This window comes from Sphingobacterium olei (genome assembly GCF_005048855.1).
Lineage (GTDB): Bacteria > Bacteroidota > Bacteroidia > Sphingobacteriales > Sphingobacteriaceae > Sphingobacterium > Sphingobacterium olei.
The window spans coordinates 580561-606795 of the sequence record NZ_SUME01000004.1; the positions used below are offsets into that span (position 1 = coordinate 580561).

Annotated in this window: 18 protein-coding genes and 1 tRNA gene; 13 read left to right on the plus strand and 6 right to left on the minus strand. The window is 39.7% G+C overall.

All coding sequences use genetic code 11. The features are described 5' to 3' along the window. Positions 1-4: 4 nt before the first annotated feature. Positions 5-2056, plus strand: coding sequence for a M56 family metallopeptidase (locus FAZ15_RS12375; protein ID WP_136901611.1), 2052 nt, complete (start codon positions 5-7; stop codon positions 2054-2056). A gap of 89 nt (positions 2057-2145) precedes the next feature. Here the strand turns inward: FAZ15_RS12375 and pth are convergent, their stop codons facing one another. The 3 genes from pth to FAZ15_RS12390 all read right to left on the minus strand — a co-directional run bounded on the left by pth (position 2146) and on the right by FAZ15_RS12390 (position 4814). Continuing rightward, the gene (pth, locus tag FAZ15_RS12380) at positions 2146-2709 is read right to left on the minus strand and encodes an aminoacyl-tRNA hydrolase (protein ID WP_136901612.1); all 564 of its coding nucleotides are present in this window, start codon (positions 2707-2709) and stop codon (positions 2146-2148) included. Between the two features lie 106 nt (positions 2710-2815). Continuing rightward, positions 2816-3418, minus strand: coding sequence for a 50S ribosomal protein L25/general stress protein Ctc (locus tag FAZ15_RS12385; protein WP_136901613.1), 603 nt, complete (start codon positions 3416-3418; stop codon positions 2816-2818). A gap of 157 nt (positions 3419-3575) precedes the next feature. Next, entirely contained in the window at positions 3576-4814 is a 1239-nt protein-coding gene (locus tag FAZ15_RS12390) for an ROK family transcriptional regulator (RefSeq protein ID WP_136901614.1), read from the minus strand. A 380-nt stretch (positions 4815-5194) separates the two neighbouring features. On the opposite strand from FAZ15_RS12390, the gene FAZ15_RS12395 reads away from it, so the two are divergent. Both FAZ15_RS12395 and FAZ15_RS12400 read left to right on the plus strand, forming a co-directional pair. Continuing rightward, complete coding sequence (locus FAZ15_RS12395; RefSeq protein WP_136901673.1) at positions 5195-6460, plus strand: Gfo/Idh/MocA family oxidoreductase; 1266 nt, start codon at positions 5195-5197, stop codon at positions 6458-6460. Positions 6461-6473: 13 nt separating this feature from the next. Next, complete coding sequence (locus FAZ15_RS12400) at positions 6474-9866, plus strand: DUF1080 domain-containing protein (protein WP_136901615.1); 3393 nt, start codon at positions 6474-6476, stop codon at positions 9864-9866. A 138-nt stretch (positions 9867-10004) separates the two neighbouring features. Here the strand turns inward: FAZ15_RS12400 and FAZ15_RS12405 are convergent, their stop codons facing one another. Next, complete coding sequence (locus FAZ15_RS12405) at positions 10005-10961, minus strand: ribose-phosphate pyrophosphokinase (protein WP_136901616.1); 957 nt, start codon at positions 10959-10961, stop codon at positions 10005-10007. A 216-nt stretch (positions 10962-11177) separates the two neighbouring features. Then, positions 11178-11248: transfer RNA gene (locus tag FAZ15_RS12410), tRNA-Gln, on the minus strand. A gap of 257 nt (positions 11249-11505) precedes the next feature. On the opposite strand from FAZ15_RS12410, the gene FAZ15_RS12415 reads away from it, so the two are divergent. From FAZ15_RS12415 to FAZ15_RS12460, 10 genes are all read left to right on the plus strand, one after another. Further along, positions 11506-14535 (plus strand): glycosyltransferase family 117 protein, encoded by a 3030-nt coding sequence (locus tag FAZ15_RS12415; RefSeq protein WP_136901617.1) that lies wholly within the window; start codon positions 11506-11508, stop codon positions 14533-14535. Between the two features lie 200 nt (positions 14536-14735). Beyond that, a complete protein-coding gene (gene pyrR, locus FAZ15_RS12420; protein ID WP_136901618.1) occupies positions 14736-15281 on the plus strand; it encodes a bifunctional pyr operon transcriptional regulator/uracil phosphoribosyltransferase PyrR in 546 nt (181 codons plus the stop codon). 30 nt (positions 15282-15311) lie between these two features. Continuing rightward, positions 15312-16244: an aspartate carbamoyltransferase catalytic subunit gene (locus FAZ15_RS12425; RefSeq protein WP_136901619.1), complete on the plus strand. Its 933-nt coding sequence runs from the start codon at positions 15312-15314 to the stop codon at positions 16242-16244. 364 nt (positions 16245-16608) lie between these two features. Further along, positions 16609-19638, plus strand: coding sequence for a tetratricopeptide repeat protein (locus tag FAZ15_RS12430; RefSeq protein ID WP_136901620.1), 3030 nt, complete (start codon positions 16609-16611; stop codon positions 19636-19638). Between the two features lie 79 nt (positions 19639-19717). Beyond that, positions 19718-21442 (plus strand): porin family protein, encoded by a 1725-nt coding sequence (locus FAZ15_RS12435; protein ID WP_136901621.1) that lies wholly within the window; start codon positions 19718-19720, stop codon positions 21440-21442. A gap of 41 nt (positions 21443-21483) precedes the next feature. After that, positions 21484-22545, plus strand: coding sequence for an HU domain-containing protein (locus tag FAZ15_RS12440; RefSeq protein WP_136901622.1), 1062 nt, complete (start codon positions 21484-21486; stop codon positions 22543-22545). A 40-nt stretch (positions 22546-22585) separates the two neighbouring features. Beyond that, positions 22586-23287 (plus strand): MotA/TolQ/ExbB proton channel family protein, encoded by a 702-nt coding sequence (locus tag FAZ15_RS12445; protein WP_136901623.1) that lies wholly within the window; start codon positions 22586-22588, stop codon positions 23285-23287. A 1-nt stretch (position 23288) separates the two neighbouring features. Beyond that, the gene (locus tag FAZ15_RS12450) at positions 23289-23696 is read left to right on the plus strand and encodes an ExbD/TolR family protein (RefSeq protein WP_136901624.1); all 408 of its coding nucleotides are present in this window, start codon (positions 23289-23291) and stop codon (positions 23694-23696) included. 65 nt (positions 23697-23761) lie between these two features. Next, the gene (locus FAZ15_RS12455) at positions 23762-24586 is read left to right on the plus strand and encodes an energy transducer TonB (RefSeq protein WP_136901625.1); all 825 of its coding nucleotides are present in this window, start codon (positions 23762-23764) and stop codon (positions 24584-24586) included. Positions 24587-24592: 6 nt separating this feature from the next. Then, positions 24593-25888: a bifunctional folylpolyglutamate synthase/dihydrofolate synthase gene (locus FAZ15_RS12460; RefSeq protein WP_136901626.1), complete on the plus strand. Its 1296-nt coding sequence runs from the start codon at positions 24593-24595 to the stop codon at positions 25886-25888. On the opposite strand, the gene FAZ15_RS12465 is transcribed toward FAZ15_RS12460, so the two are convergent. Beyond that, the gene (locus tag FAZ15_RS12465; protein ID WP_136901627.1) at positions 25880-26224 is read right to left on the minus strand and encodes a DUF4180 domain-containing protein; all 345 of its coding nucleotides are present in this window, start codon (positions 26222-26224) and stop codon (positions 25880-25882) included. The two genes, FAZ15_RS12460 and FAZ15_RS12465, sit on opposite strands and share 9 nt — an antisense overlap. Between the last annotated feature and the right edge of the window lie 11 nt (positions 26225-26235).

The following is a 26235-nucleotide window of genomic DNA, read 5'->3' on the forward strand; positions in this document are numbered from 1 at the left end:
TGTTATGGAAAATGTACTAACCTATATCGTACAGGTCAATATACTGCTCAGTATAATATATCTAGGGTATGTCTTTCTCTTAAGGGGATTGACTTTTTACCAATTGAATAGAACTTACTTTATCGCGGGGGCAATATATGCTTTGATATACCCCTTTCTGGATATCAAAGAATGGCTGAGAGAAGAAGTTAGTATGCCTGTGATAGATCTGTGGGGTTATATGCCCTATGTGGTTGTTGAGGAGAAATCTCTTTCGGTTTTCACGTTAGAAAATAGCTTGCTTGGAGTGATAGGTATGGGTGTGGTCATGTTGTTTTTGAAATTTGTTTTCCAGATTGCCAGTTTGTTGCGTATCCATTATTTTTCTAATCCTGCATTATGGAAAGATTACCTGTATCGTAACGTGGTGTTTCCGATTGTTCCGTTTTCATTTTTCAATAAGATATACATACATAAAAAGCAGCACCAGGAGCCGGAGCTGCACGATATTTTCAAGCACGAGGGTATACATGTGAAAGGCCTTCACACCTTGGATATCCTGCTGTTTGAAATGGTATTGATAGGTAGTTGGTATAATCCCTTCGTATGGCTGATGCGCAAAGCCGTACGTCAAAATTTAGAATTCCTAACTGATCAACAGGTACTAAATAAGGGTGTGGATCGACAAACCTACCAATATAGCTTGTTGCATGTGAGCAAGCAGGGTGCCGCAGTTGGCATCAGTAATCAATTTAATTTTAAAACTTTAAAAAAGCGCATTATGATGATGAACAAAAAGCGCTCTTCCAAACTGGAATTGAGCAAGTATGCTTTTCTGCTACCGATCGTGATTTTTACAGCAGGAGCATTTACAGTAGATAAGACGGAAGCTAAAATTGAAGAAGTGGTGCAGACTGCGAAAAAAACAGATTTTCAAGTGGTTTTTCAACCTGATTCTGTATTGTCTGTAAAAATGAGTGGTGAAGCTGGAGAAGTTCTTAAAGAGGCTTTTGGGTCGGATACCATTGATATTAAGATTGATGGGGAGGCCTATGGTAAAGTGATTGCTAAAGATGCTGGCAAGGTCTCTTCAGATAGTCTCATCAAGGGGATACCAGAAAACGCATTAATTATTATCGACGGCGTGGAATCTGATCAAGTCAATCTAAAAAAGCTAGCTGCTGAACGTATCGAAACTATCAGTGTTCTTAAAGATAAGGGTGCGGAAGTGCTCTACGGAGCAAAAGGGAAAGATGGGGTTATATTGGTGACGACTAAACCCCCAAAGATTACAGTATCCGATCGAAGCACAAAGGCATTGAAGACACGTGCCGACATTGATCAATCTAAAAGCTACTTATATTTATATGATGATAAGATGATTACAAAAGGGGATTTTCTTGCATTGCCGGAGAGTGAAGTGAATAGTATTTTGTTACTCGATAAACAGGCGGCCTCCACGCTGTATAAAGCCAAATATCCTGAAGTGGAACGGCTTGATGGTGCAGTACGGGCTGTCTCGGCGGAACAGTACCGTATTAATAAGGCTAAAAAACCACTCTATGTCATTGACGGCAAAATTATGGAACAAGGAAGCTTTGAATTAAATAACCTTAATCCCAATGATATTAAATCGATAGATGTTCTGAAGGATGGTTCAGCTACTTCATTGTATGGCGAAAAAGCAAAAGACGGGGCGATCCAAATAAAGTTAAAAACGGGAAGCAATGTGGATTCGACGCATAATTTAACATTTAGGAAGAATTCGGAAGTTGTGGTTAGAGGTTACGGTGTTAAGGATTCTTCTGCAGTTACTTTAAAAGGGGAAGTTACTGGGTCGGAAATAAAAGGGGGTGATAAAGGGGCCTTAACTACATTGAGACTCCGAAGCGCGCAAGGTTCTTCAGCTATGCCACCACTCGTTTTTTTGGATGGAAAGGAATGGCAGGGTGATTTGAACACTATTAGTACAGATTCTATTAAGTCTTTCACTGTACTGAAAAATGACGCAGCTGTAGAGAAATACGGTGAGCGAGCTAAGGATGGGGTTGTTGAAATTATTAGTAAGGGCAAATAATATTTAAGAAAGCAGCAGATTGTATATGCAACCTGCTGCTTTCTCAGTCTAAAATCTAATATCTCAAATCTATCTAACTCCTAATTACCTTACTTCGTATTCAGATTCGTCATCGTCAATTCAATGCCGATATTGATAAAGCTGTGACACATCTTTACGGCGTGTTCGATTAAAGCAGGTAGGTCTTTTTGTTCGTCTTTGTCAAATGGCCCCAATACATAATCTATCTGACGGCCTTTCTGATAATTGTCTCCAATACCGAAGCGAAGGCGTGGATAAACCTGTCCACCACATAGCGCCTCGATGGATTTCAATCCATTGTGTCCTGCAGCACTCCCTTTCGGTTTGATGCGTAAGGAGCCAAAAGGAATCGCTAAGTCGTCTACAATCACCAATACATTTTGGATTGGCACTTTTAATTGTTGCATCCAATAGTTTACTGCTTTCCCGCTTAGATTCATATAGGTAGTGGGTTTAATCACATACACGTTGTGTCCACGCTGTTTGAATTCGGTATAAAATGCCAGTTTAAGGGTAGACCAAGTCGATCCTGCCTGCTTCGCCAGTTCGTCTGCTACCATAAACCCGATATTGTGACGCGTATCCGCGTATTCTCTTCCAATATTGCCCAGTCCGACGATTAAAAAGTTCATGTGTGCAAAAGTAAAAAATAGATATTAGATATTAGAAATTAGAAAAAAGATAAACTAAAAAAGGCATCGACTACTCGATGCCTTTCGGGGTAGCTGAAAAGCTAACTTATTTTTTGCCGCCTTTACCTTGGGCTGCCTTAGCTGCTTCTTGTTCTGCTTGACGTAATGCACGAGACATGATTACAGATACGATAGTATCGTCACCGTTGTTCAATACTTTAGCGTTTTCTACTGTTACTTGATCTACACGGAAAGATTTACCAACTTCTAAAGATTCCAAAGGAACTTCAATCTCTTGAGGCAAGTTGTTAGGTAACGCTTTAACGCGAAGTTTACGTAATTTTTGAACTAATTTACCCCCTAATTTAACACCTGGAGATGTACCTGTTAATTTTACAGGAATGTTGATAGAAACTTCTTTGTCATCCGACAACTCTAAAAAGTCAACGTGATTAACTAAGTCAGTTAATGGGTGGAATTGCGCGTCTTGAACGATAGCTCTTGTTTTAGTTCCGTTGATTTCTAATTCTATGAATACAACCTCTGGAGTGTAAAGAACTGGTTTCAAATCAGCTGCGGATACTGAAAAGTGGGTTTGTTCTTTTCCACCATAAAGAACTGCTGGCACCTGACCTTGGTAACGCAATTCCTTTGCATCTCTTTTCCCTACGTTCTGTCTTGCAGAACCGCTAATAGCAATTGATTTCATCTTTATGATTTTGTTTTTAATTGTTGATGAGATTGTGTAAAACGTATTGATAAACGTTCATTTTACAACCTATCTTTTTATTATAATAATTTGAGGTGCAAAGATAATGATAAAAATTAAATAATCAATGTATTATAAGTAAATCACTTTTTATAGTTTACTCAAATGTCTCGATCAGCTTATCGAAGTGCCTATTTATTGTATATAACACAATTCCTTTGGTAAATCCATTTTCGCCTAGTGTTGAGACCTGTAACTTGCAATTATTCTTGAGCGCATTCATGGTATAGGTCTGGATTCCCTGTTGTATCGGTAAGGTGATAAGGGAACCGGCTGCGGCAAACTTGCCACTCATAACGATCAGCTGCGGATTAAACAGCTGTATCAGATGAGATATCGCCTTCCCTAAATTCTTTCCTAGATTATAAATCAAATCGATCGCATACTGATCGCCTAAATGTGCTGCTTCTATAATGTCTTGCGGCAATAAGGTTTCAATGTTATAATTCGTGCTCAATAAAGTTGGCGTAAGCTGAGCAATATCTTCACGGGCCCTACTAACCAAGGCAACTCCCGAGGCGACGGTTTCTAAACATCCGCGTTTACCACAGTAGCACAGTTGTCCATCTTCTACAAATACCATATGGCCTACTTCTCCAGAAAAACCTTCACTGCCCATATAAACCTCACCATTAATAATAATGCCGAGGCCTATCCCCCAATCCATTTGAATAATCAAGACATTTTGTAGCCCTCGCGCTGCCCCATAGTTTAGTTCGCTGAGCGCCGCCGATTTGACATCATTCAGGATGAACACATGTTTGTTAAATACATGTTCAAGGTGCGACTGTAGATTGAATTCGGGGCCGGTGTAAAAGGTGCGGTTTTCTCCTGTAGATGAATTGATCAACCCGGGCATTAATATTCCTATACTTGTTATCTTACTCCAGCTTATGCTTTCTTGTTCAATGTAATTTTGGATAATATCAGTGAGATGTGCTATATCAGCCGAATTCTTGGATAAAAGGTTTGGATAGGATCGAGATGCATATACAATGTTATGGTTATTATCCAATACAATCAATCGGATGTTAAACCTTTCGATTTCGACCGAGAGGATGTTGAAGACGCCATTACAAAGTTGGTAGAGATTGGGTTTGCGCCCACCGATGGATTCACCTTTTTCTTTTTGCTCGATTAATCCTTCTTGTGTAAGTTCCGAAATAATTCCATTTAAGGTTGGAAAGCTGAGATTGATCTTAGTCGCAATATCACCTATCGTTATTGTCCGGTTTTCAAAAATTGTTTTTAAGATACGTAATCGCAAAGCATGTGATTTTCGCTCTTTCGATGAATGATGTTCGTGTTTTAAATAGATCTGATCAATTGGGCTCATAACAAATTAATAAATGGATCGCATAAGCTATCATCTAAGTAGCGACACTATTCTAACTTTCGAAAATAGTGAAAATTAACTTAATGAAAAAGACTTTGTTAAATTTTTTAATAAAGTCTTTTGATTTCTGAAAAATAACATTATTTTAGATGATATTTTAAAGACAGATATCTGGATTTGTCCCATGAGGTTACTAACAATGTATGAATTATGATTAAAATCGATGCAAAGCAACAAAGAGATACCTGTGTTTTCGGGACATACACGCTATTTAAGGTTAAGGATCTATTCCTACCATTAAAAACCGACAGGAACGAGTTCATTGATTCCTTAGAGACAAACACAGATCAATAAACAAATCAATAATGAATAATATACATATGAAAGAAAAGAATACTTCGAGACGTGATTTTATTAAGAAATCGCTGATTGGGGCCGCTGCATTTACTATTGTGCCGCGTTTCGTATTAGGTAAAGGTTATTTGGCGCCAAGCGATCACTTAACGAAAGGAATCATTGGAGTAGGTTCCATGGGGAGGGGGCATTTTAACTATGCCGGAACGAAGACTGTAGCGATCTGTGATGTAGATAGCAGACATCTTGCAATTGCTCAGAAGGCGCTTGGAGGTGGAGTCAAAGAATCTAGAGATTTTAGAGAATTAATTCAAAATCCAGAAGTTGATATTGTGCATATTGCCACTCCTCCGCATTGGCACGGACTGATGGCTGTAGAAGCGGCTCGTTCCGGAAAAGATATCTGGTGCGAAAAACCGATGACCAGAACAATAGGAGAGGGGAAGAAAGTAAAAGAAGCCGTAGCACAGCACGGAAATATTTTTAGATTGAACACCTGGTTCAGATTTGATGCCAACTTTTATGGCATGAATGTTCCGGTCAAAAAAATCAAGAAGGTAGTGGATACGGGGATGCTAGGATGGCCTTTGAAAGTAACAATTAGCAAGCATACCGGTTTTGATTGGAAATTTTATTGGGTGGGAAAAGAGAATCTTCCTGTTGAACAGGTGCCAAGTGAGCTGGACTATGAAATGTGGTTAGGTCCTGCACCTTATAAACCGTATAGTACACATCGTGTTCATACTACATTTAGGGGATATTGGGATTATGACGGAGGTGGATTAGGAGACATGGGGCAGCATTATTTAGATCCCGTGCAGTACTTTTTGGGAAAAGACAATGAAAGTCCAGTCAAAATTGAAGTGGATGCACCTCAGCAGCATTCCGATGCAGTAGGGACTTGGCGTAAGATTGTATATACGTATGCTGACGGATGCCAGATTATATTAGATGGTGCAGGAACTGAAGAAGGTAAGGCGTATATAGAAGGTCCTGATGGTAAGTTGTTTAGGGGGTTTGTGTCGGATATTCCAGATTTAGAACGTAAACTGGCTCAATATCCTGAACCTAGTCCGCAGATGACAGATTTTGTTGAAGCGGTGCGCACCCGCCAAAAATTTGCACTGAACGAAGAGAACGGCTATTATTCCTGCACGCTGGTTAATTTGGGATTGGCCGCTTTACGGCTCAACCGTACTTTGCATTTTGATTCGCAAAAACAGGAATTTGTGAATGATGAAGCTGCTAATCGATTGATTAACCAACCTATGCGTGGCCCCTGGACTATTTAATCTAACTATTGACATGAAGAAAGTATTTAATACACTATCCGTTTTATTATTATTTCAAGTAGCGGCTTACGCACAGCAGCCCACAGGCCGTAGCTCCGATACAAAGATTGCCGACGTGTTAGCGCAACAACCAGCAGAAGAACAAGCTAAATTCATCATGGCAATGAAGGAACTGGAAAACTTTTCCGCTGAAGATATTGCCAACTTATTGACAGGCCTTAAACCGCAGGGCGGAAACAATGCGGCGATAGAATATGCGTCCAATTCCTATGCATTTTATGTGATGCAGCCCGGATTTGAAACTAAGAGAACTGTTTATGTAAATGGTCTACTTTTGGCCCTGGACAGAATTGAGGATAAAGACAATATGGGGTTCGTTCTCGAATTGTTAAAACAATGTGCTAAAAACGAGGCAATCCAGCAGGTATCTACTTACTTAGCCGATGACTATTTGACCGAAAAGGCGGCACGCGTGCTGAATGGAATCCGTACACCGGAAGCTGCTTCCGCGTTGAATAACGCTCTAAATACGACGAGATCCGAAAAAGCTACTGTAGCGATCATTGCTGCATTGGGCGATCTAATGGATGAGAATTCCGAAGCGCGGATTCTTGAACTCATTAAACAATTTGAATCTCCAAATTTTCAACGTAATGCACTTACTGCATTAAGTAAAATTGGAGGCATTGCGAGTTATGATACCTTTTTAAATAGTGCCCGTGCAGTAAACTATGGATTTGATAAATCCAATGTATCGGGATTAACCTTGGATTATGCCCATACATTGGCGAAGAAGCATCCGGCGTTGGCAGGGAAGTTAGCATCGACATTCTATCAAGAAGCAACCAAGGCGCAGGTTTCGACGATAAGGGTAGGTGCACTGGCATTGTTGACCGGTATCAACCCGACGAAACAAAAGAAGGAATTGCTGAAATTAGCATCTGCAGAAGATGCTGTTGTCCGGAATGTTGCACTCAACCTGCTATCACAAAATGCGTCGGCGTCGGATATAGTGAAATTAGCATCCTCTTTGAAGAAACTGAATCCAGATGCACAAGAAAGTGTACTGAATTTTTTGGGTACGAAAGAAGCGGATAAAGCTATTCCGGTGATTGAGAAAAATCTGACCACTTTAAAAGATTCTGAAGCTAAAATTGCAGCATACAATACCTTGTCAATTCTATCAAAAGGTGAAAACGCAGCATTTTTAATAAAACAGATCCCCGCTGCCAACGAAGCAGAATTGAAGACCTTAAAAACGTTGCTACTGACGGCTAAAGGTGGTCGTACCATGGATGATGTAAATACTGCGTTAGCATCAAGTGATACCAAGACGCAATTGGCGCTATTAGAAGTTTTAAAGCAGCGTGCTAATCCCAATTCGTCAAGTGCTGTGTTTGCACTTACAAAAAGTCCCGATGAAGCGGTTCGTCTAGCTGCTTTCAATGCATTGCCAAATGTTGCGAATGATGCAGATTTTGATGCCATCATCGAATTATTAAGCGCTGCTTCTGAAAAGGAGGCAAATTCCGTTCAACAAGCAGCTATACTTGCATTACGGAATAATACGGATAAAGATGCTAAAATTAAACGTTTATCAGCGAATATCTCCCGTGCAGCAGCACCTTCGGCAGCAAAATATTTTCCTGTTTTTGGTGGAGTGGGTGGCAATGAAGCCTTGGAATCTGTCAAAAACTACCTTGGTGATGGTAATGTAAATAAGTCTCAGGCCATTTCTGCATTAGCGAATTGGACTAATCCGGAATCTTTAGATGCGCTCACGTCACTGTTGCGTACGGAGAAAGAACCTGCAAACTTTAATATGGTGTTTAAGGGGTTTGTAAAACAATTAAATGCAAGTGCTCTTCCGGCCGATCAAAAAACGTTGTTGTTGAGAGATGCCTTTGAATTGGCACAGACTCCGGAGCAAAAGAAGAGCGCATTGTCTGCTCTTCAATCCACAGGGACGTATCAAGCACTGGTTTTTGCAGGTAGATATCTGTCCGATCCCGATTTAAAAGATGCGGCTACAAATGTGGTGATGAATATTGCCATGGATAATGGAGGCTTTGTAGGGAATGATGTACGCTCTTTATTGACTGTAGCGAAGGATAATCTATCTGGCAGTGAGAGTTCTTATCTGCGTGAAGCAATCGTACGTCATTTGGCTGAGATGCCACAGAAAGAAGGTTACGTTTCAATTTTTAATGGGAAAGACCTCACCGGATGGAAAGGGTTGGTCGAAAATCCGATCAAAAGAGCACAGATGTCTGTACAGGAGTTGACCCAGAAACAGGCGGATGCCGATAAGAAAATGCGGGAGAGCTGGTCAGCTATTAATGGAGATTTAGTTTTCAATGGCCATGGCGATAATATTGCTACAGTAAAACAATATGCTGATTTCGAAATGTTGGTGGACTGGAAATTGGATAGAAATGGAAAAGAACCAGATGCAGGTATTTATTTGAGGGGTACACCTCAGGTTCAGATTTGGGATATTTCGCGTACAGATGTAGGTGCAGAAGTAGGATCTGGCGGCTTGTATAACAATAAATCCAATTCAAAGCCACTTAAAGTTGCGGATAATCCATTGGGGGAATGGAATACCTTCAAGATTCGGATGATTGGTGAGCAGGTGTGGGTATGGTTGAATGGAGAACTGGTAGTCGATAATGTAGCTTTGGAAAATTATTGGGACCGCAATCAATCGATTTTTCCAAAAGAGCAGATTGAATTGCAGGCACATGGTTCTCAGGTATGGTATAGGGATGTGTTTATAAAGGAAATTCCCCGTAAAGAAGTTTACTCATTAAGCGATCAAGAACGTAACGAAGGGTTTGAGGTGCTGTTTGACGGCACTAACTTAGGCAAATGGACGGCTTCAACTGCGTATGAAATAACGGAAGAAGGCTATATACGTTCTAATCCTGACGCCAAGTTTGGAAAAAATATATACACGAAAGATGAATATGCTGACTTCGTATATCGCTTCGAATTTAAGTTAACTCCGGGAGCTAATAATGGGGTGGGAATTCGTACACCACTGGAGGGAGATGCTGCATATCAAGGCATGGAAATTCAGATTTTGGATGATGATGCTGATGTGTATAAAAAGTTAGCGCCTTATCAGTACCACGGCTCGGTGTACGGTGTGCTTGCTGCTAAGCGAGGAGCATTGAAGCCGCTAGGTGAGTGGAACCAAGAAGAGATTCGTGTGAAAGGGCATAAGATCAAGATAACCCTGAATGGTGTGGTGATCGTTGATGGAGATTTAAGCGAGGCTTCTAAAAATGGTACATTGGATAAAAAGGATCACCCTGGACTGAAACGTACTTCAGGTCATATCGGCTTTTTAGGTCATGGAACGGAAGTGTTCTTGAGAAATATCCGAATAAAGCGGATATAAGTAGAACTTATAGTAAAAGGGGTGTTTAAAAAGGTTGTTTTGCTTTTTAAACACCCCTTTTTTCTGAAAGTGTCTATTCTCAAAGGCCATCAAGAACTTTCATGCCTGTTGGTGATTCAATGGATCATGAAAGTTTTGTTAGTCAACCTGAAATAAATCAGAGATTGAACTATGCTCATTTATGTTTTTAATAGCGTTGGCAAACAAATCTGCTGTAGACAGAACTTTGATTTTACTACATTGTATTGTTTTTTCAGGATTCAATTGAATGGTATCCGTAACGATCATTTCTGTAAGCACAGAATTTTCTATTGTTTCGTAAGCTTTACCGGATAATACGGCATGTGTACAAACAGCTCTTACGGAATTGGCTCCATTTTCCATGATCAATGCTGCAGCTTTTGATAAGGTGCCTGCAGTGTCACATATGTCGTCGATTAATACAACGTCTTGACCCGTTACATCACCTATAATTGACATGGACTCAATTTCATTGGCGCGTTTACGCCGTTTATCACAGATAATTACCTCTGCATTAAAGAATTTTGCAAACGTACGAGCGCGATACGAGCCTCCCATATCCGGAGATGCAATTGTCAGATTCGGCAACTTAAGCGATTTAATATACGGCACGAAAATGATTGAGCCATCTAAATGATCTACGGGGATGTCAAAGAAGCCTTGAATTTGAGCAGCATGAAGGTCCATTGTCATGATGCGGTGTGCACCAGCTGCAGTGATAAGGTTAGCCATCAATTTGGCACCTATAGCAACACGGGGCTTGTCCTTCCGATCTTGACGGGCAAAGCCAAAATAAGGGACAACTACAGTAATGTAGTGCGCGGAAGCTCTTTTCGCAGCATCGATCATCAAGAGTAGTTCGAAAAGATTGTCAGTAGGCTGATTTGTAGATTGAATCAAGAATACATCGCTACCACGAACAGATTCATTGTAATGCGGTTGAATTTCGCCGTCACTGAATTTGGATAGCGTTTTATCGCCAAGCGGTTTTCCGTAGGATTTTGAAATTTTTTCTGCTAATTCCAAAGTGCCCGAACCAGCGAATAGTTTAACCGTGTTAAATTGCAAAGGCATGCTGTGTCTATTTTATGTATGAGATTTTTATAAAAGAAATTATATTCACCATCAAGTCATTTAAACGGAATATCAGTATAGTATTTGACTATCTGGTATCTCTAAATGTTTGGCAAATTTATAGAAATGAAATTGAAATATAAAAAATAAGATGAATGGCGATGAAATTGTTTTAAAAATAAAAAAGAGAACTACTTTCGTAATTCTCTTTTTATGTTGCCCGACCTGGATTCGAACCAAGACAAACAGTACCAAAAACTGTCGTACTACCCTTATACTATCGGGCAAGCAACTGTCAAACCGTGTTTGATTGTTTTGACGATGCAAATATACATCCGTTTTTTATTTCTCCAAAACTTTTTTGGTTATTTTTCGGATAGGAGCTGATTCTCAATAAAATATTTTTATTTCTGCCATCGGGATGGATTTAAAAGGGATGGGAATGTGTGGCTTTTGTGTTAAAATATTTCAATATTGTTCTTTTCTTAGGATGTAATCCTTATTTTCGGGGCGGGATTATTTAAGAATAACCGAAACATTATATATGAACTACAACAAAATAAACAATCTACTTGGTTGGTTCTGTGCCATTATTGCGACTTTAACTTATGTTATTACAGCAGAAAGAACTACCAGCTGGTGGGACTGTGGTGAATTTATTGCCTCCGCTTACAAGATGCAGATCGTACACCAACCCGGAGCTCCTCTCTTCCTAATGATAGAAAACTTGTTTTCAAATTTTGCGATGGGAGACCGTACGCGGATTGCTTTTTGGATGAATATAGGATCTGCTGTTTCCAGCGGTTTAACAATTATGTTCCTTTTCTGGACGATTACGGCTCTTGCCAGAAAGGTTTTTGCTGGAAAGGCGTCGCTCGCTGAAAAACTTTTGGACACTGTCGTTGTCAAAATTATGGGAGCTGGTCTGGTTGGTGCATTGGCGTATGCTTTTTCTGATACTTTTTGGTATTCTGCCGTGGAAGCCGAAGTATACGCAATGTCGTCCTTATGTACTGCAGTCGTATTTTGGGCTATCCTAAAATGGGAAGTACGTGCCGATGAACCTGCGGCGGATAGATGGCTGGTACTTATCGCTTACGTAATGGGCTTGTCCATCGGTGTCCATCTACTTAATTTGCTTGTGATACCCGCCATCGCTTTGGTTATCTATTTTAGAAGGTCCAGAGAAGTAACGACAAGCGGAGCTATAAAAGCGCTATTGATCGGAGTAGTAGTGTTGGCATTGATTCTGTGGGGAGTCATTCAGTATTTAATCAAATTTGCTGCGTTCACGGATCTATTTTTTGTGAATACCCTTGGGTTGGGATTTGGAACAGGTGTTACCTTTTTTGCACTTTTAGTTATCGGAGGTCTGGTGTATGGTATATGGTACTCTATCAAAAAAATCAAACCTATACTTAATATTGCATTAATCTCGTTGGGTTTCATAATTTTGGGATATAGTTCATTCGCGATGATTCTTATTCGTGCAAAGGCCAATCCGACATTAAACAATAGCGATCCGGATAACGTTTTTACTTTTTTAAGCTATCTGAATCGTGAACAATATGGTGATGAACCGTTATTTAAAGGACGGTTTTTCGATGCTAGACCAGTAGATCTGGTAGAGTCGGGAAAAGTGTACCGCAAGGATAACGATAAATACGTCGTTGCTAAAAAGAAAACAGCTTATAAATACGATAAAGAGACTGTTTTTCCAAGAATTTACAGTGAAAAAGGAGGGCATCCAGGTTTTTACCGCGAATACTTGGGCTTAGGAGAGAATCAGTCTCCAACGTTTGCCGATAATTTGAAATTTTTCTTCGGGTATCAAATTGGACATATGTATGGAAGGTATTTTATGTGGAATTTCGTAGGTCGTCAAAATGATATTCAGGGACATGGTTCATTGACGGAAGGGAACTGGATTAGCGGTATTAAACCTATTGACGACGTACTGGTAGGCGGACAGAGTGCTTTACCTAACTCTGAAAAGGAAAATCCGGCTCGAAATACGTATTTCTTTTTGCCGTTGCTTATTGGTTTATTTGGTGCTTTTTGGCATTTTGGTAAGAATCAGCGTGATGCAGGTGTAGTTGGATTGCTGTTTTTCTTTACAGGGTTAGCGATTGTGCTGTATTTAAATCAAACACCACTTCAGCCTCGTGAGCGCGACTATGCTTATGCAGGATCATTCTATGCATTCTCCATCTGGATCGGGTTGGGGGTATTGGCTATCGCAGATGCTTTAAGTAAAAAAATAAATACCAAGACAGCTGGATATGCTGCAATAGGAATAGGGGTGTTAGCGGCTCCTGTGTTAATGGCTTCACAGAATTGGGATGATCATAACCGTTCGGAAAAGTTCTTGGCCCGTGATATGGCCCGCAATTATCTGGAGTCTTGTGCACCTAATGCAATTTTGTTTAGCTATGGCGATAATGATACCTATCCATTATGGTACGTGCAAGAAGTGGAAGGTTTCCGTACCGATGTGCGTGTAGTCAACCTAAGCTTATTAAGTTCGGATTGGTACATGCGCCAGATGATGCAAAAAGTAAATGATGCAGATGCACTACCTATCAATATCGATCCAGAAAAGGTGAAAGATGGGGTACGCGATGTAATCTATTATCAGGATATGCAAATTCCAGGATATATTAATGTACAGGATTTGTTGAACGTGATGCTATCTGACAATTCACAGAATAAAGCACAGTTACAAAGCGGTGAATATGTAAACTTACTGCCAACAAAAAACATGCAGCTCGTTGTAGATAGAAATGCAGTGATTTCCAACAAAGTTGTTCCTCAGGAATGGGAAGAATCTATTGTCGATACCATGCAATGGAATTATTCGATGAATTATGTAAGTCGAGCTGAACTTTCCATCATGGCTATTCTGGCAAATAACAATTGGAAAAGACCAATCTATTTTACAACAACTACGCCAGAGGAAAATTACATCGGGTTAGATCGTTTTCTGGTCTCGGAAGGATTTGCTTTGCGCCTAATGCCGATTAATACCGGCTTGAATCAAGGTGATCCAAGCGCAATCGTAAATACCGATGCGGTATACGATCATATTATCAATAAATACCAATGGGGAAATATAGCGAACTCTGCTTTCTTAGACCCGGATTCTTATCGGTATATCAGTTTGTATGTAAGTTCAATATTTGGTGAAACGGCCCAGAGTTTAATTGCGCAGAATAAAAATGAAGAAGCGCGTAATGTGGTTTTGAAGGCATATGAAAGTATGCCAAAGAAAACTTTTCAGATGTCCGAAGCGATGAGTTATACGCCATTGGTCGATGCGATGTATAAAGTGGGCGAATCTGCTAAAGCGAAAGAGATAGTGGCACGCAATCTGAAATACATTGGTGAAAATTTGAAATATTATATGAACATTTCGGAAACCAAAAATAATTTTGAATACCGCAATATCCGTTTTGGACTCGCAAGTATACAACGTTATCAACAGGTATTGGAATCAAGTGGAGATAAGGAGATGAAAGCGGAAGTCGATAAACTGTTTAAGGAATATGCGTATTTGTTCCAACAAGAACAATAAAATATAGAAAGGCAGCTTAATAGAATAAGCTGCTTTTTTTTGTCTAGAAAGATATCCCTTTTGTCGTTCTATTTTTCGATAAAAAGTGTATTTTTGCTTAAATATTCCCAGATGAAATATCCATATAGCACGAACTGCACAAATACGAATAATAGGGTTCGGATATTCCATATGGACATTAAAAGTTAGATTATTCCCATATGAAACAATCTATTTTATTAGACGGTCCCAAGTTTCAGATTACAATCAAACGGCTCTGTCAGCAATTGATTGAAAATCACGGTGATTTTAGTAATGCTGCTTTAATTGGCATCCAACCACGTGGTACATATTTGGCAAAACGCTTAGCTAAAGAATTGAAAGAGATGATCGGGAAAGATGTTAGTACTGGTATTTTGGATATTACATTCTATAGAGATGACTTCCGAATGAAGGGCAGCTCTCCCTTGCTCGCCAACAGTACACAGATAGACTTTATTGTCGAAGGTAAGGATGTAATTTTTGTGGATGATGTGTTATGGACCGGGCGCACGATTCGTTCAGCAATGGATGCCGTGCAGGCATTTGGTCGTTCTGGGAAAATCGAACTCCTGGTATTAGTGGATCGACGTTTTTCGCGACAAATTCCTATTCAACCCGACTATATCGGCATTCAAGTCGATTCTATTGATTCTCAAAAAGTGATTGTCAGCTGGGAGGAGGTTGATCAGGAGGATAGCATAGTACTCATTACGGAAAAGAAATAAAGCTTTAAACAGATAAATTTTTCTGATAAAATGTCAACAGAACAGTTAAGTACACGTCACTTATTGGGCATTAAAGATCTGACTGAAAAAGATATTCAGCTTATTTTGGATACAGCCGAAAATTTTAAAGATGTCTTAAATCGTCCGATTAAAAAAGTACCATCTTTAAGAGATATTACTATTGCGAATGTTTTTTTTGAAAATTCAACCCGTACACGATTATCATTTGAATTAGCCGAAAAAAGGCTTTCTGCGGATACCATAAATTTTGCGGCTTCATCTTCCTCTGTAAGCAAGGGAGAAACGCTGATCGATACGGTTAATAATATTTTGGCGATGAAAGTCGATATGATTGTCATGCGTCATCCGTATGCCGGAGCCGGTGTGTTTTTGAGCAGACACGTAGATGCGCAAATTGTGAACGCAGGTGATGGTGCACACGAACATCCTACACAGGCCTTATTAGATTCTTTTTCGATTCGTGAGCGCCATGGAGATGTCGCAGGACGAAAAGTAGCTATTATTGGTGATATCTTGCACTCTAGGGTCGCACTATCGAATATACTCTGCCTTCAAAAGCAAGGAGCAGAGGTGATGGTCTGCGGACCAACGACCCTGATTCCCAAATACATTACTTCTTTGGGTGTGAAAGTAGAACACGATTTAATGAAAGCATTGAACTGGTGTGATGTAGCAAATATGCTTCGTATTCAATTAGAACGCCAAGATATAGCCTATTTTCCATCACTTCGTGAATATTCCATGCTCTATGGACTAAACAAAGAAATATTAGATTCTCTGGATAAAGAGATCACTATTATGCATCCCGGCCCAATCAATAGAGGCGTGGAAATCACATCGGACGTTGCTGATAGCAAACACGCGATCATCTTAGATCAAGTAGAAAATGGCGTAGCCGTACGTATGGCCGTCTTGTATCTTCTTGCAGGTAAGAGGGGGTAAACTGTTTGAACGATACGATATCAACGTTTATTATGAATAGAAGGAACGATTTTGATGCCTGTCCCGGATTATTCGCTATCTTAAAGACATTGACCACCGGCAGGCAATGATGTGTTTTTTTTTGACTTTCCTAGCCGAATTATACATCTTTTTTATTGGGATTCATACAATTTCTGTTAAATCTTCGTTAAATAGTATGGTTATTAACAGATGTTAAAAACTTTTGAGGAAAACTTGCTTTTGAACGATTATTTTCGTATTCTGAAGCTAGGTCATGCCGAAACTTACCTATGTTTTAATGACGGCAGATTTAGTAGTAAGTTTTTAAAGAATTTATATAATACATAATAGATTACACACCACTATGTACAAAAAAATTTACGGTTTAGGTGTCGCCTTAAGTTTATTATCAACTCCTATTTTTGCACAACAAACGGCATGGCAGGACATTAACAAGGCATATAAATCCGGGCTAGAGTTATTTGAAAGAGGGAAGTATAGTTCAGCTGCTAAACAGTTTAATCAAGTTGATGCGTTACGTACCAAATCTACGCTCCAATTGGATGAAACAGAGGAACTGACATTAATAAAAGAGAATGTTCGTTTCTACCAAGCGATATGTGCATTGGAATTGGGTGAATCCGATGCTGAGGCGCAATTTTTAAAATATATCAAGGATTTCCCAGCTAGTGCTAATGCTAAAGCAGCTTACTTTCAAATTGGACGGTCTTATTATGCAAAGAAAGATTATGTAAAAGCGATAGAATGGTTTTTGAAAATAGATTCGAAAAATCTTGCAGGAGCAGAGAATACAGAATACCGTTTTAAATTGGCTTATGCGCAATTTATGACAGATGACTATACTTCAGCTAAGCCAACCTTTGAAAGACTGAAAGATGAAAAAAGTCAGTATCAGGAAGCATCGATCTACTATTATGCTTACCTATCTTATTTGGATGCAGAATATAAAACTGCATTAAATGAGTTTGAACGGCTGAATGGATCTAAAACATACGAAACAAGTTATCCGTACTATATCACTGCGCTTTACTTTTTGGACAAGCGTTACGATGATGTTCTGAGTTATGCCTTGCCTATCTTGCAGACTACGAAACAGGAAAACGAAACAGAAATGTTCCGTATTATCGGTGCAACTTATTTTATAAAAGGTGATTTGCAACAATCAAAAACCTACTACGATAAGTTTCAAGCACAAGATCAAGGAAAAACGCAAAATAATCAGGATAGCTATCAGATCGGATATATTGCGTATAAATTAGGCGATTATGAAAAAACAATCACAGAATTAGAGAAAATGGACGAGCCGGATGCGTACTATCAATCAGCAATGATTACTTTGGGTGACGCATTCTTGAAAACGGATAATAAGCAGAGTGCACGTAATGCATTCTTTAGGGCATCGAAGCTGGAATTTGATCCTCTACTCAAAGAAGAAGGATTGTTTAATTATGCCAAACTTTCTTATGAATTGGATTTTCATCAGGTTGCGCTTGATGCAACACAGGAATATTTGGAGACCTATCCCAGATCTGCACGTACCGAAGAGGCCAAAACGCTGTTGGCGGAGGTACTTTTGAGTACAAAAAGTTACCGTGCTGCGGTAGATGTATTGGAATCTATTGATCGAACGACCAGAGAATCTAAAGCAGCTTATCAAAAGGTAACGTATTATCGCGGGTTAGAATATTATAATGAGCGGGCCTTTGAAAATGGAATTTCCATGTTCATGCGGTCGGAAGCAAATCGTTATGATGAGGAAATTTATGCTTTATCAACCTATTGGAAGGCCGAGGCAATGTATGAGGTGCGTAAGTATCGTGAAGCCGTAGCTAATTTCAATAAATTCTTACAACTACCTGGTGCAAGGAACACGGACGTGTACAGTTACGCTAATTATGCGCTTGCATACGCAGCTTTCCGGAATGATAATTATACAACTGCTGCCAATTATTTCGAACGTTTTCTGTCAACTGGTGGAAAAGATGGTATTGAGTTAAATACACGTAATGATGCCATTGCACGTTTGGCCGACTCCTATTTCGGGGCCAAAAATTACGGTAAGGCCATGACGTATTACGATCGTTTGATCAGCTCAAATGCACAAAGCCAGGATTATGCCTTGTTTCAACGGGGAATTATTCAGGGGTTACAAGGAAACAACCAAGCTAAAATTGCCACATTGAATTCAGTAATCGCGAAATATCCGAACTCCAATTATGCCGATGACGTGGCTTTCGAAGTACCATACACCTACTTCTTGATGGGACAACATGATCTGGCTATTGCCGGACTTCAATCCATGGTAGAGAAATATCCGCGTAGCTCTTACGTTCCACGTGCTTTGGTAACAATTGGCCTCGTGCAGTATAATCAGGACAACAACGATGCGGCTTTGGCAACTTTCCAACGTGTCGTAAACCAGTACGCCACTACGGATGAGGCAAAACAGGCTATTCGCTCTATCGAAAATATCTATTTGGACAATAATGATGCGACTGGTTATATCCGATATGCAACGAGTACCAATATTGGGGATCTAAGTAAGGCGGAGCAGGATGCACATACATTCGGTATTGCACGTAATTTATTTGATAGAGGAAGTTGGCAAGGCGCTGTTGAAGCTATAAATGCTTACTTTGATAAATTTCCTAAGCCTATCCAAGAAAAATATGCACGATTTATCCGCGCAGAAAGCTATGCAGCTCTAGGTAAGGACAAAGAGGCGCTCCACGATTATAATATTATTATGAACGACTGGACAAGTGCATATACGGAACGGACATTGGTGAGTGTGTCTAAACTGCATTTGCGTAATAAAGCATATAATGAAGCTGTGCAGGTGTTGAAAAAGCTGGAGTTGACTTCGGAATACAAAGAGAATTATGGCTTTGCAATCCAAAATCTATTGGTTAGTTATTTCAATATTGGTGACTATATAGAGACGTTAAATTATGCTAACCTCGTTAAAAATTACGAGAAATCTTCTCAAGAAGATATTGGTTTAGCGCATCTATATGCAGCAAAGGCCTATTTAGCGACCAACAAAGCTGCAGATGCGACTAAGGAGCTGAATCTGGCTGCATTGAAGAGTAAAACTGCTACAGGTGCTGAGGCTCGATATTTAGTAGCCGAGCAACAATTAAAAGCGAAGCAGTTTGACAAAGCCATTGAATCTGCGTTTGATATTTCGAATACATTCTCTTCTTACGATTACTGGGTCGGTAGAGGGTTTATCTTGATGTCGGATGCGTACAAAGGGAAAGGCGACAACTTTCAGGCAAAAGCAACTTTAGAAAGTGTCATTGAAAACTACGAAAATCAAGAAGATGGTGTGATCAAGGATGCAAAAGATCGCTTACAAAAACTTAAATAACAAGAAATAGGAAATAATGATGAAACCAAGCCCGATATCGTCTGGAGAGTTTTCATCATCCTTAAAGAAAAATAGTTAGATGAAATTGTATAAAACAGGGTTCAAAAATTATGCTATAGTAGCGTTGTTAGTAGGTTTTGGTTCACAGGGGCTCGCGCAAGAGAATCCGGACAAACCCGTTACTATAGATTCTTTTAATGTCGTACGTGATTATAAGCCTATTCTTGCGGATGCGGTAAAGATCCGTCGTAGTCCGGATATGACCAATAAGCGTAGCTATATGCCAAAATTGTCATACGGCAATGTGGTGGATAAAAAATTGGATATCAATACGGGTTTGAAACAATTGGATGTGCAGGAGATGCCATTCACGAGAATAGAAGATATCACGAGCAATTATGTGAAATTAGGAATTGGTAACTTAGGTACGATACTTGGTGAGGCTTACATCGCCGTTGAAGACTATGAAGATATTCGTTTTGGAGGCTTTGTAAAACATCTCAATCAAAAAGGGAGTTTGGAAGACCAGAAGTTTTCGAGACAGGAGATAGGTGTCTTCGGTAGAAGAGTACTTCCGGCGTTTACAGTGGATGGTTTGATTGGTTACAATAGATATGGTACGCGTTTTTACGGCATACCGCAAGATTTATATGGTAATTCACTAAATCCTGCCCGTGAAGCACAACGTTTCAATGACATCTATTTTACAGGTGAATTAACCAGTAATTTCGATCCACTGAATGAAGATGCACTTTCGTATTCAGCCAAAGTAGATGCATATACGTACAAGGATAAGTTTGATGCGAATGAAAACTCCGTAGCACTCTCCGCTTATCTGAATAAGCGCGTGCGCGCGTTTAATATTGGTGCGAATGTAGCTGTAGACGTCAACTCTATTGGAGGAACGGCTAACACGTTAAACGACGGTAAGATTAATAATTCATTAGCGAATATTAACCCATACATCAGTTTCAAGGGGGATAACTATGCAATTACACTAGGCGCCAATTTAGTTTCTGAGTTTGGAGATAGTAGCAGATTTAATATTTTTCCTTCTGCTGAAGTTGATTTTTCTTTGGTACCTACTTATATTCATTTATTCGGTGGGATCAATGGAGGAGTACAACGCGCCTCTTATAAATCATTTACCCAACAAAATCCTTACCTAGCTCCTCAGCAAGATTTTAGAAATGTCGTGGAACGCCTTAGTTTCTTTGGAGGGATCAAAGGAAATGCAGGCGCTACCTTTGGATATAAGGCTAAAGTAATGTACAAGACTTTGGAAGGGCTGCCTTTATTTGTGAATAACCTGAATAACCCTTTTCAGTTTGATTTGATTTATGATGGCAATGAAGACAATACTGTCAAATACATTGGCTTGGAAGGAGAAATTAATATCCGGCTTTCAGAATTGATTAACCTAGGCGGAAAGCTGAACATTGATCAATATACTACGGCTACTGAAGAGGAAGCATGGTTTACACCAAAGATGCGTCTGGGGGCTAATGCACGGTTTAACATATCAGAGAAATTGTTTATTGATGCAGAAGCTTTATTCCACGGGATATCGTACGCAAAATCCTATGATTATGATGGTCCAGGTTTTGTACCGGATCCAAATTCATACCGTAAAGAAAGTATTCCAGCGTTTTTTGACTTAAGCGCAGGTGCAGAGTATAAAGCAACGAAGAATTTAGGTGTGTTTGTAAAAGCAAATAATATCTTCAATAATGAATACCAACGTTACTTATATTATCCTAAACTGGGATTTGGAATGATCGGTGGACTTAATTTTTCGTTTTAACGAAATAAGGTTATAAATTTGCAGGTCAAAAGCAATAGTAAATGAATTTAGGTAAACTTATACATACATTATTAAAGCGTCAGACAGAAGTATATGTCAAAGGCTTGGGGGTATTCAAAAGAATACATACCCCGGCGACTTATGATGCTAAAAGAAATGTGTTCTTGCCACCTATTACATTTATTGAGTTTGACTCGAGGTCTGTTGAAGGCTATGATTTTGTGTCATACTTACAGCAGATGAAACAAAATGACCGTCTGGATGCCGAACAAGAGGTAGATATTGCTGTACGTGCTATTGTTGAGCAACTAAACCAAAAAGGCCAGGCTAGACTGGATGATTTAGGGTATTTAGTAAGTTACGGCGATAGCTACGTATTCAAGGCTATCGATCTGAGCGGATTCAAGTATGAATCCATGGAGGATAAATTTTATTCACCGGCAGAGGAAGAACCCGAATTAATTATTGAAGAGCTTTCGCATGATGAGATTGTAATTACCAATCCACCTGTCGAGGAACCCATAGCTGTACAGGGGGAAGATGAAGTTGACGAGGAGGAAATTCTTCCGATTGAAGCTGACCCCATCGAACCAGAGATAGAAGATGAATCTCAACGTTCCAACAATGCGGTGTGGTATGGTTTAGTGGCTATCGTGGCATTCGCACTAGTAGGCGGACTTTATTATTACAACACGTTGAATCCGAATGAGAAAAAGAAAACTGTAGCTGTTACTACCCCGGTTAGTCCTGATACGTTGACTTCTACGACTTTGATAGACACGAATACAAAAATATTGAGTCGGGATACGTTGATATCAGTGGATACAACTGAGGTTCCTACTGAAGTGGTTGAAGCACCTACGGTTAAGCACGAATATCAAATCGTGATTGGCTCACATCGGACTTTGGCCCAGGCCTATGAACAGGCAGAGGCTTTTCATAAAGACGGGCATAAAAGTGTAAAAGTAGTTTCTCCTAATCTTGCTCATAATCGCAAGAAGGTGGTATGGGATACATATGCGACAAAAGCGGAAATGGACTCAGCATTGAATTATGTGCAAAAGCATATTATTGCAGATGCTTGGCCGGATAAAATTAGATAGATTAAAATAAAAACCATTACAATAAATTTTATAGATTACTATGTCATTATTACAAGACAATCTAACAGTAGACACTTTGAACCAAGTTCAACAACAGTCTGTACAATTAGCTACACAAGAAGAAAACCTGAACTTGATTCAATTATTGATGAAGGGCGGGTGGATCATGATCCCTATTTTGTTACTCTTCTTTCTCGGATTGGTAATCTTTATTGAGCGATATATTACGATTAGGAATGCTTCAAGATTGGATGGTGGATTGATGGCGCAGGTAAAAAGCAATGTGTTGTCGGGTAAACTGGATGCTGCCATCGCAGTGTGTCGCTCGAGTAATTCGGCGTTAGCACGTATGTTGCAAAAAGGTTTAACACGTGTCGGACGCCCCATCAAAGATATTGAAGGTGCTATTGAAAACGTGGGTAAATTAGAGGTATCTAAACTGGAGAAGAATATTAATATTTTGGGTATTATTGCCGGTATCGCACCGATGTTGGGTTTCGTAGGAACGATCTTTGGTGTTATCCAAATTTTCCGTGAGGTGGAAATTGCCGGAGGTATCGATATTGGTACGGTATCTGGAGGGCTTTATGTGAAGATGATTGCTTCTGCCTCAGGATTAACGATAGGTATCTTGGCATATATCGGTTACCATATCTTAAATATGATGGTAGAGCGTCTGATTTTGCGTATGGAAACAGAGGCTGTGGAGTTTATTGATTTATTAGACGAGCCAGGATCATAATATGAATATACGAAATAGACGAAATAGACCTGTTGCTGAGGTACATACAGCAGCATTGAATGATATCATGTTTTTTTTGATGTTATTCTTTCTGTTGGCGTCAGCAGTTGCCAACCCACAGGTCGTAAAGTTGTTATTACCACGGTCAAGCGCGGGAGAGCAGTCTGTAGCGAAAAAAACCGTTACGGTTTCTGTAACAAGTGATCTAGTGTATCATGTGGATAAGCAGGTGGTACCCTATGAGGCATTGGAGCAGGTGTTACAATCCCAGATGAATACAGGAGAAGAAGTAACCATCATGTTGTATGCGGATAGTACGGTGCCGATTCAAAATGTGATCTCAGTAATGGATGTTGCGAATAGATTGAAAATAAAACTGGTGCTGGCGACAGAACCTAAAAGAGATTAATAAATAAGGTTGGCTTGTATTAAACTTAATAAAGAATTACGGGTCATACTCAAAAATAGAAGTGTATGTATTATCATCTTAAAGAAGAAAATAATATGCCAAAGGCATTGGGCTATTCGTCCCTCGTCATGGTTATATTAGTCGTTATTGGCTTCTTTATTGTGTTTGGTCAAAACAATTTGCCTGAATATGGTATGGGAGGTATTATTGTGAACTATGGTACTGCCGAAGAGGGAATGGGAGAAGACTACATGTCGATCGAAGAGCCATCTATGGACGAGAATGCAAACAATGTGAAACCGGATAAAATAAATCCGGCAGAAACACCGATTCCCACTCCTACGCAGCAAACAGCAGATAAAGTAGTGGCCACTCAAGATATGGATGATGCCCCAGCTATTACAAAGGCTGAAAAGCCGGTAAAAACAGCCGCTGTCGAGACAACGGTCGAAAAGAAAAATAGTACGCCTGCTGTCAATACGAACGCCTTATATAAAGGTAAAAAAAATAATGCCAGTGGATCGGGTGATGGTACAGGAACTAGTCCAGGAAATCAAGGTTCAGAACTGGGAGATCCATTGGCTAGCAACTACGGTGAAGGTGGTTCAGGTTTTGGTAATGAACCTCTTTCTTTAAGTAGTAGACATTGGGCTGTAAGACCAAATATAAACGATGAAGGTCAATTTAGCGGTGTTGTTGTATCCGAATTGACCATTGATAAGAATGGGAACGTTATCAGCGTGAGATCGGGATTACGAGGGACTACGTATGCATCTTCGACGGTCAACGAAATGTTGAATAGAGAGTTGCGGAAAGGAAAGTTTAATGCTATCCCGAATGCTCCGGATCGACGAACCGTTCAGATCCGAATAGAATTCAAACTTAGATAGTTATTTATGAATACCTATACAGAAGCAATCGAGTACTTATATAGTCGATTGCCTGTGTTTACGCGTGATGGTGCTTCCGCTTATAAAAAAGATTTGGATCGTACACTGGAATTGTGTGCCGCTTTGGATAATCCGCAACATAAATTTAAAACCATTCACGTCGGCGGAACGAATGGCAAGGGCTCTTCTTCCCATATGCTGGCAGCTATTTTATCTTCTGCAGGATACAAGACAGGGTTATACACTTCCCCGCATTTAGTTGATTTCCGGGAACGCGTGCGGATTAACAGCGAAATGATATCTGAACAATTTGTCGTTGATTACGTAAATACGCAGAGAAATCTGATAGAGGCTGTAAAGCCTTCTTTTTTTGAAGTAACAGTTGCTATGGCTTTCGATTATTTTGCCCAAGAAAGTGTCGATATCGCAATTATTGAAGTTGGATTGGGAGGTAGATTGGATAGTACAAATATTATCTCTCCCGAAGTTGCGTTAATTACCAATATCGGAATGGATCACATGAACCTACTTGGTGATACCATTCAGGAGATTGCGTACGAGAAGGCCGGTATAATCAAAGCAAATACACCTATTGTCATTTCCGAATTTGATCCATTGACAGCTCCGGTATTTGAAGCTAAAGCGCAAGAGTTTCAGGCTCCACTACTATTTGCAGATCAGGTTTACAAAGCTGAAAGAACATCCAAAGAACATCACTATCAGTCTATACTCATCACCGGCCCTTCCATGAGCAATATAGTAAAGCTAGACTTAACCGGCTCCTATCAATTAAAGAATATTGTTGGGGTATTGGCCATTGTAGACCAAATCCGTAAAATAGGATTCGATGTTTCTATAGATGCAATAGAAACAGGTTTAGCTAATGTACAGCGGCTTACCGGATTTCAAGGTCGTTGGCAAACCATTTCGATAGATCCCTTAATAATCTGTGATACCGGACATAATGAAGATGGTATCCGAGAGGTTGTTAAAAATTTGGAGGAAGTCTCTTACAGAAAATTACATGTCGTAATTGGTGCAATGAAAGACAAGGACTTGGATCATATGCTTCCTTTCTTACCCAAAGATGCTATCTATTATTTTTCGAATCCAGATATACCCCGTGCGATGACAGCTGAGGAATTGCAGGAAAAGGCCGCGAATTACGGATTATTGGGTAAATCGTTAGGTTCTGTACATCATGCATTGGAAGCGGCGAAGAGCGCCTTTCAACGTGGTGACCTTATATTCGTAGGAGGGAGTAATTTTGTTGTTGCTGAGGTGCTGCAATCCTTAGCTTAGTGCAAGCTGCAACGTGCTTTTGAAGTTGATCAAATTCCCTTTATTGCTTTCATATATAAAATCCGCTAGGCTTTTGCTGTCAAAATTAAAATTGCCCACTATAGCAAGCTGTAGATTATAAGTTGCGAATTTTTGAAGAATGTCTCCCGCTAATTTTGTCTTTAAATCAAAAAAATCGGGACTTATGTTCTTTTCATAAACAATTAGCTTATCAAAGCCTTGGTAATATACATTGCCAATTAGATCGGTCGCTTCTTCCAGTGTCTTAAAAATTTCTTCCGAAGTAGTGAGTTCTACTATCTTTTTGTTATTTATTTCGTGCGCGATGAATTGCATGTTAAATGTTT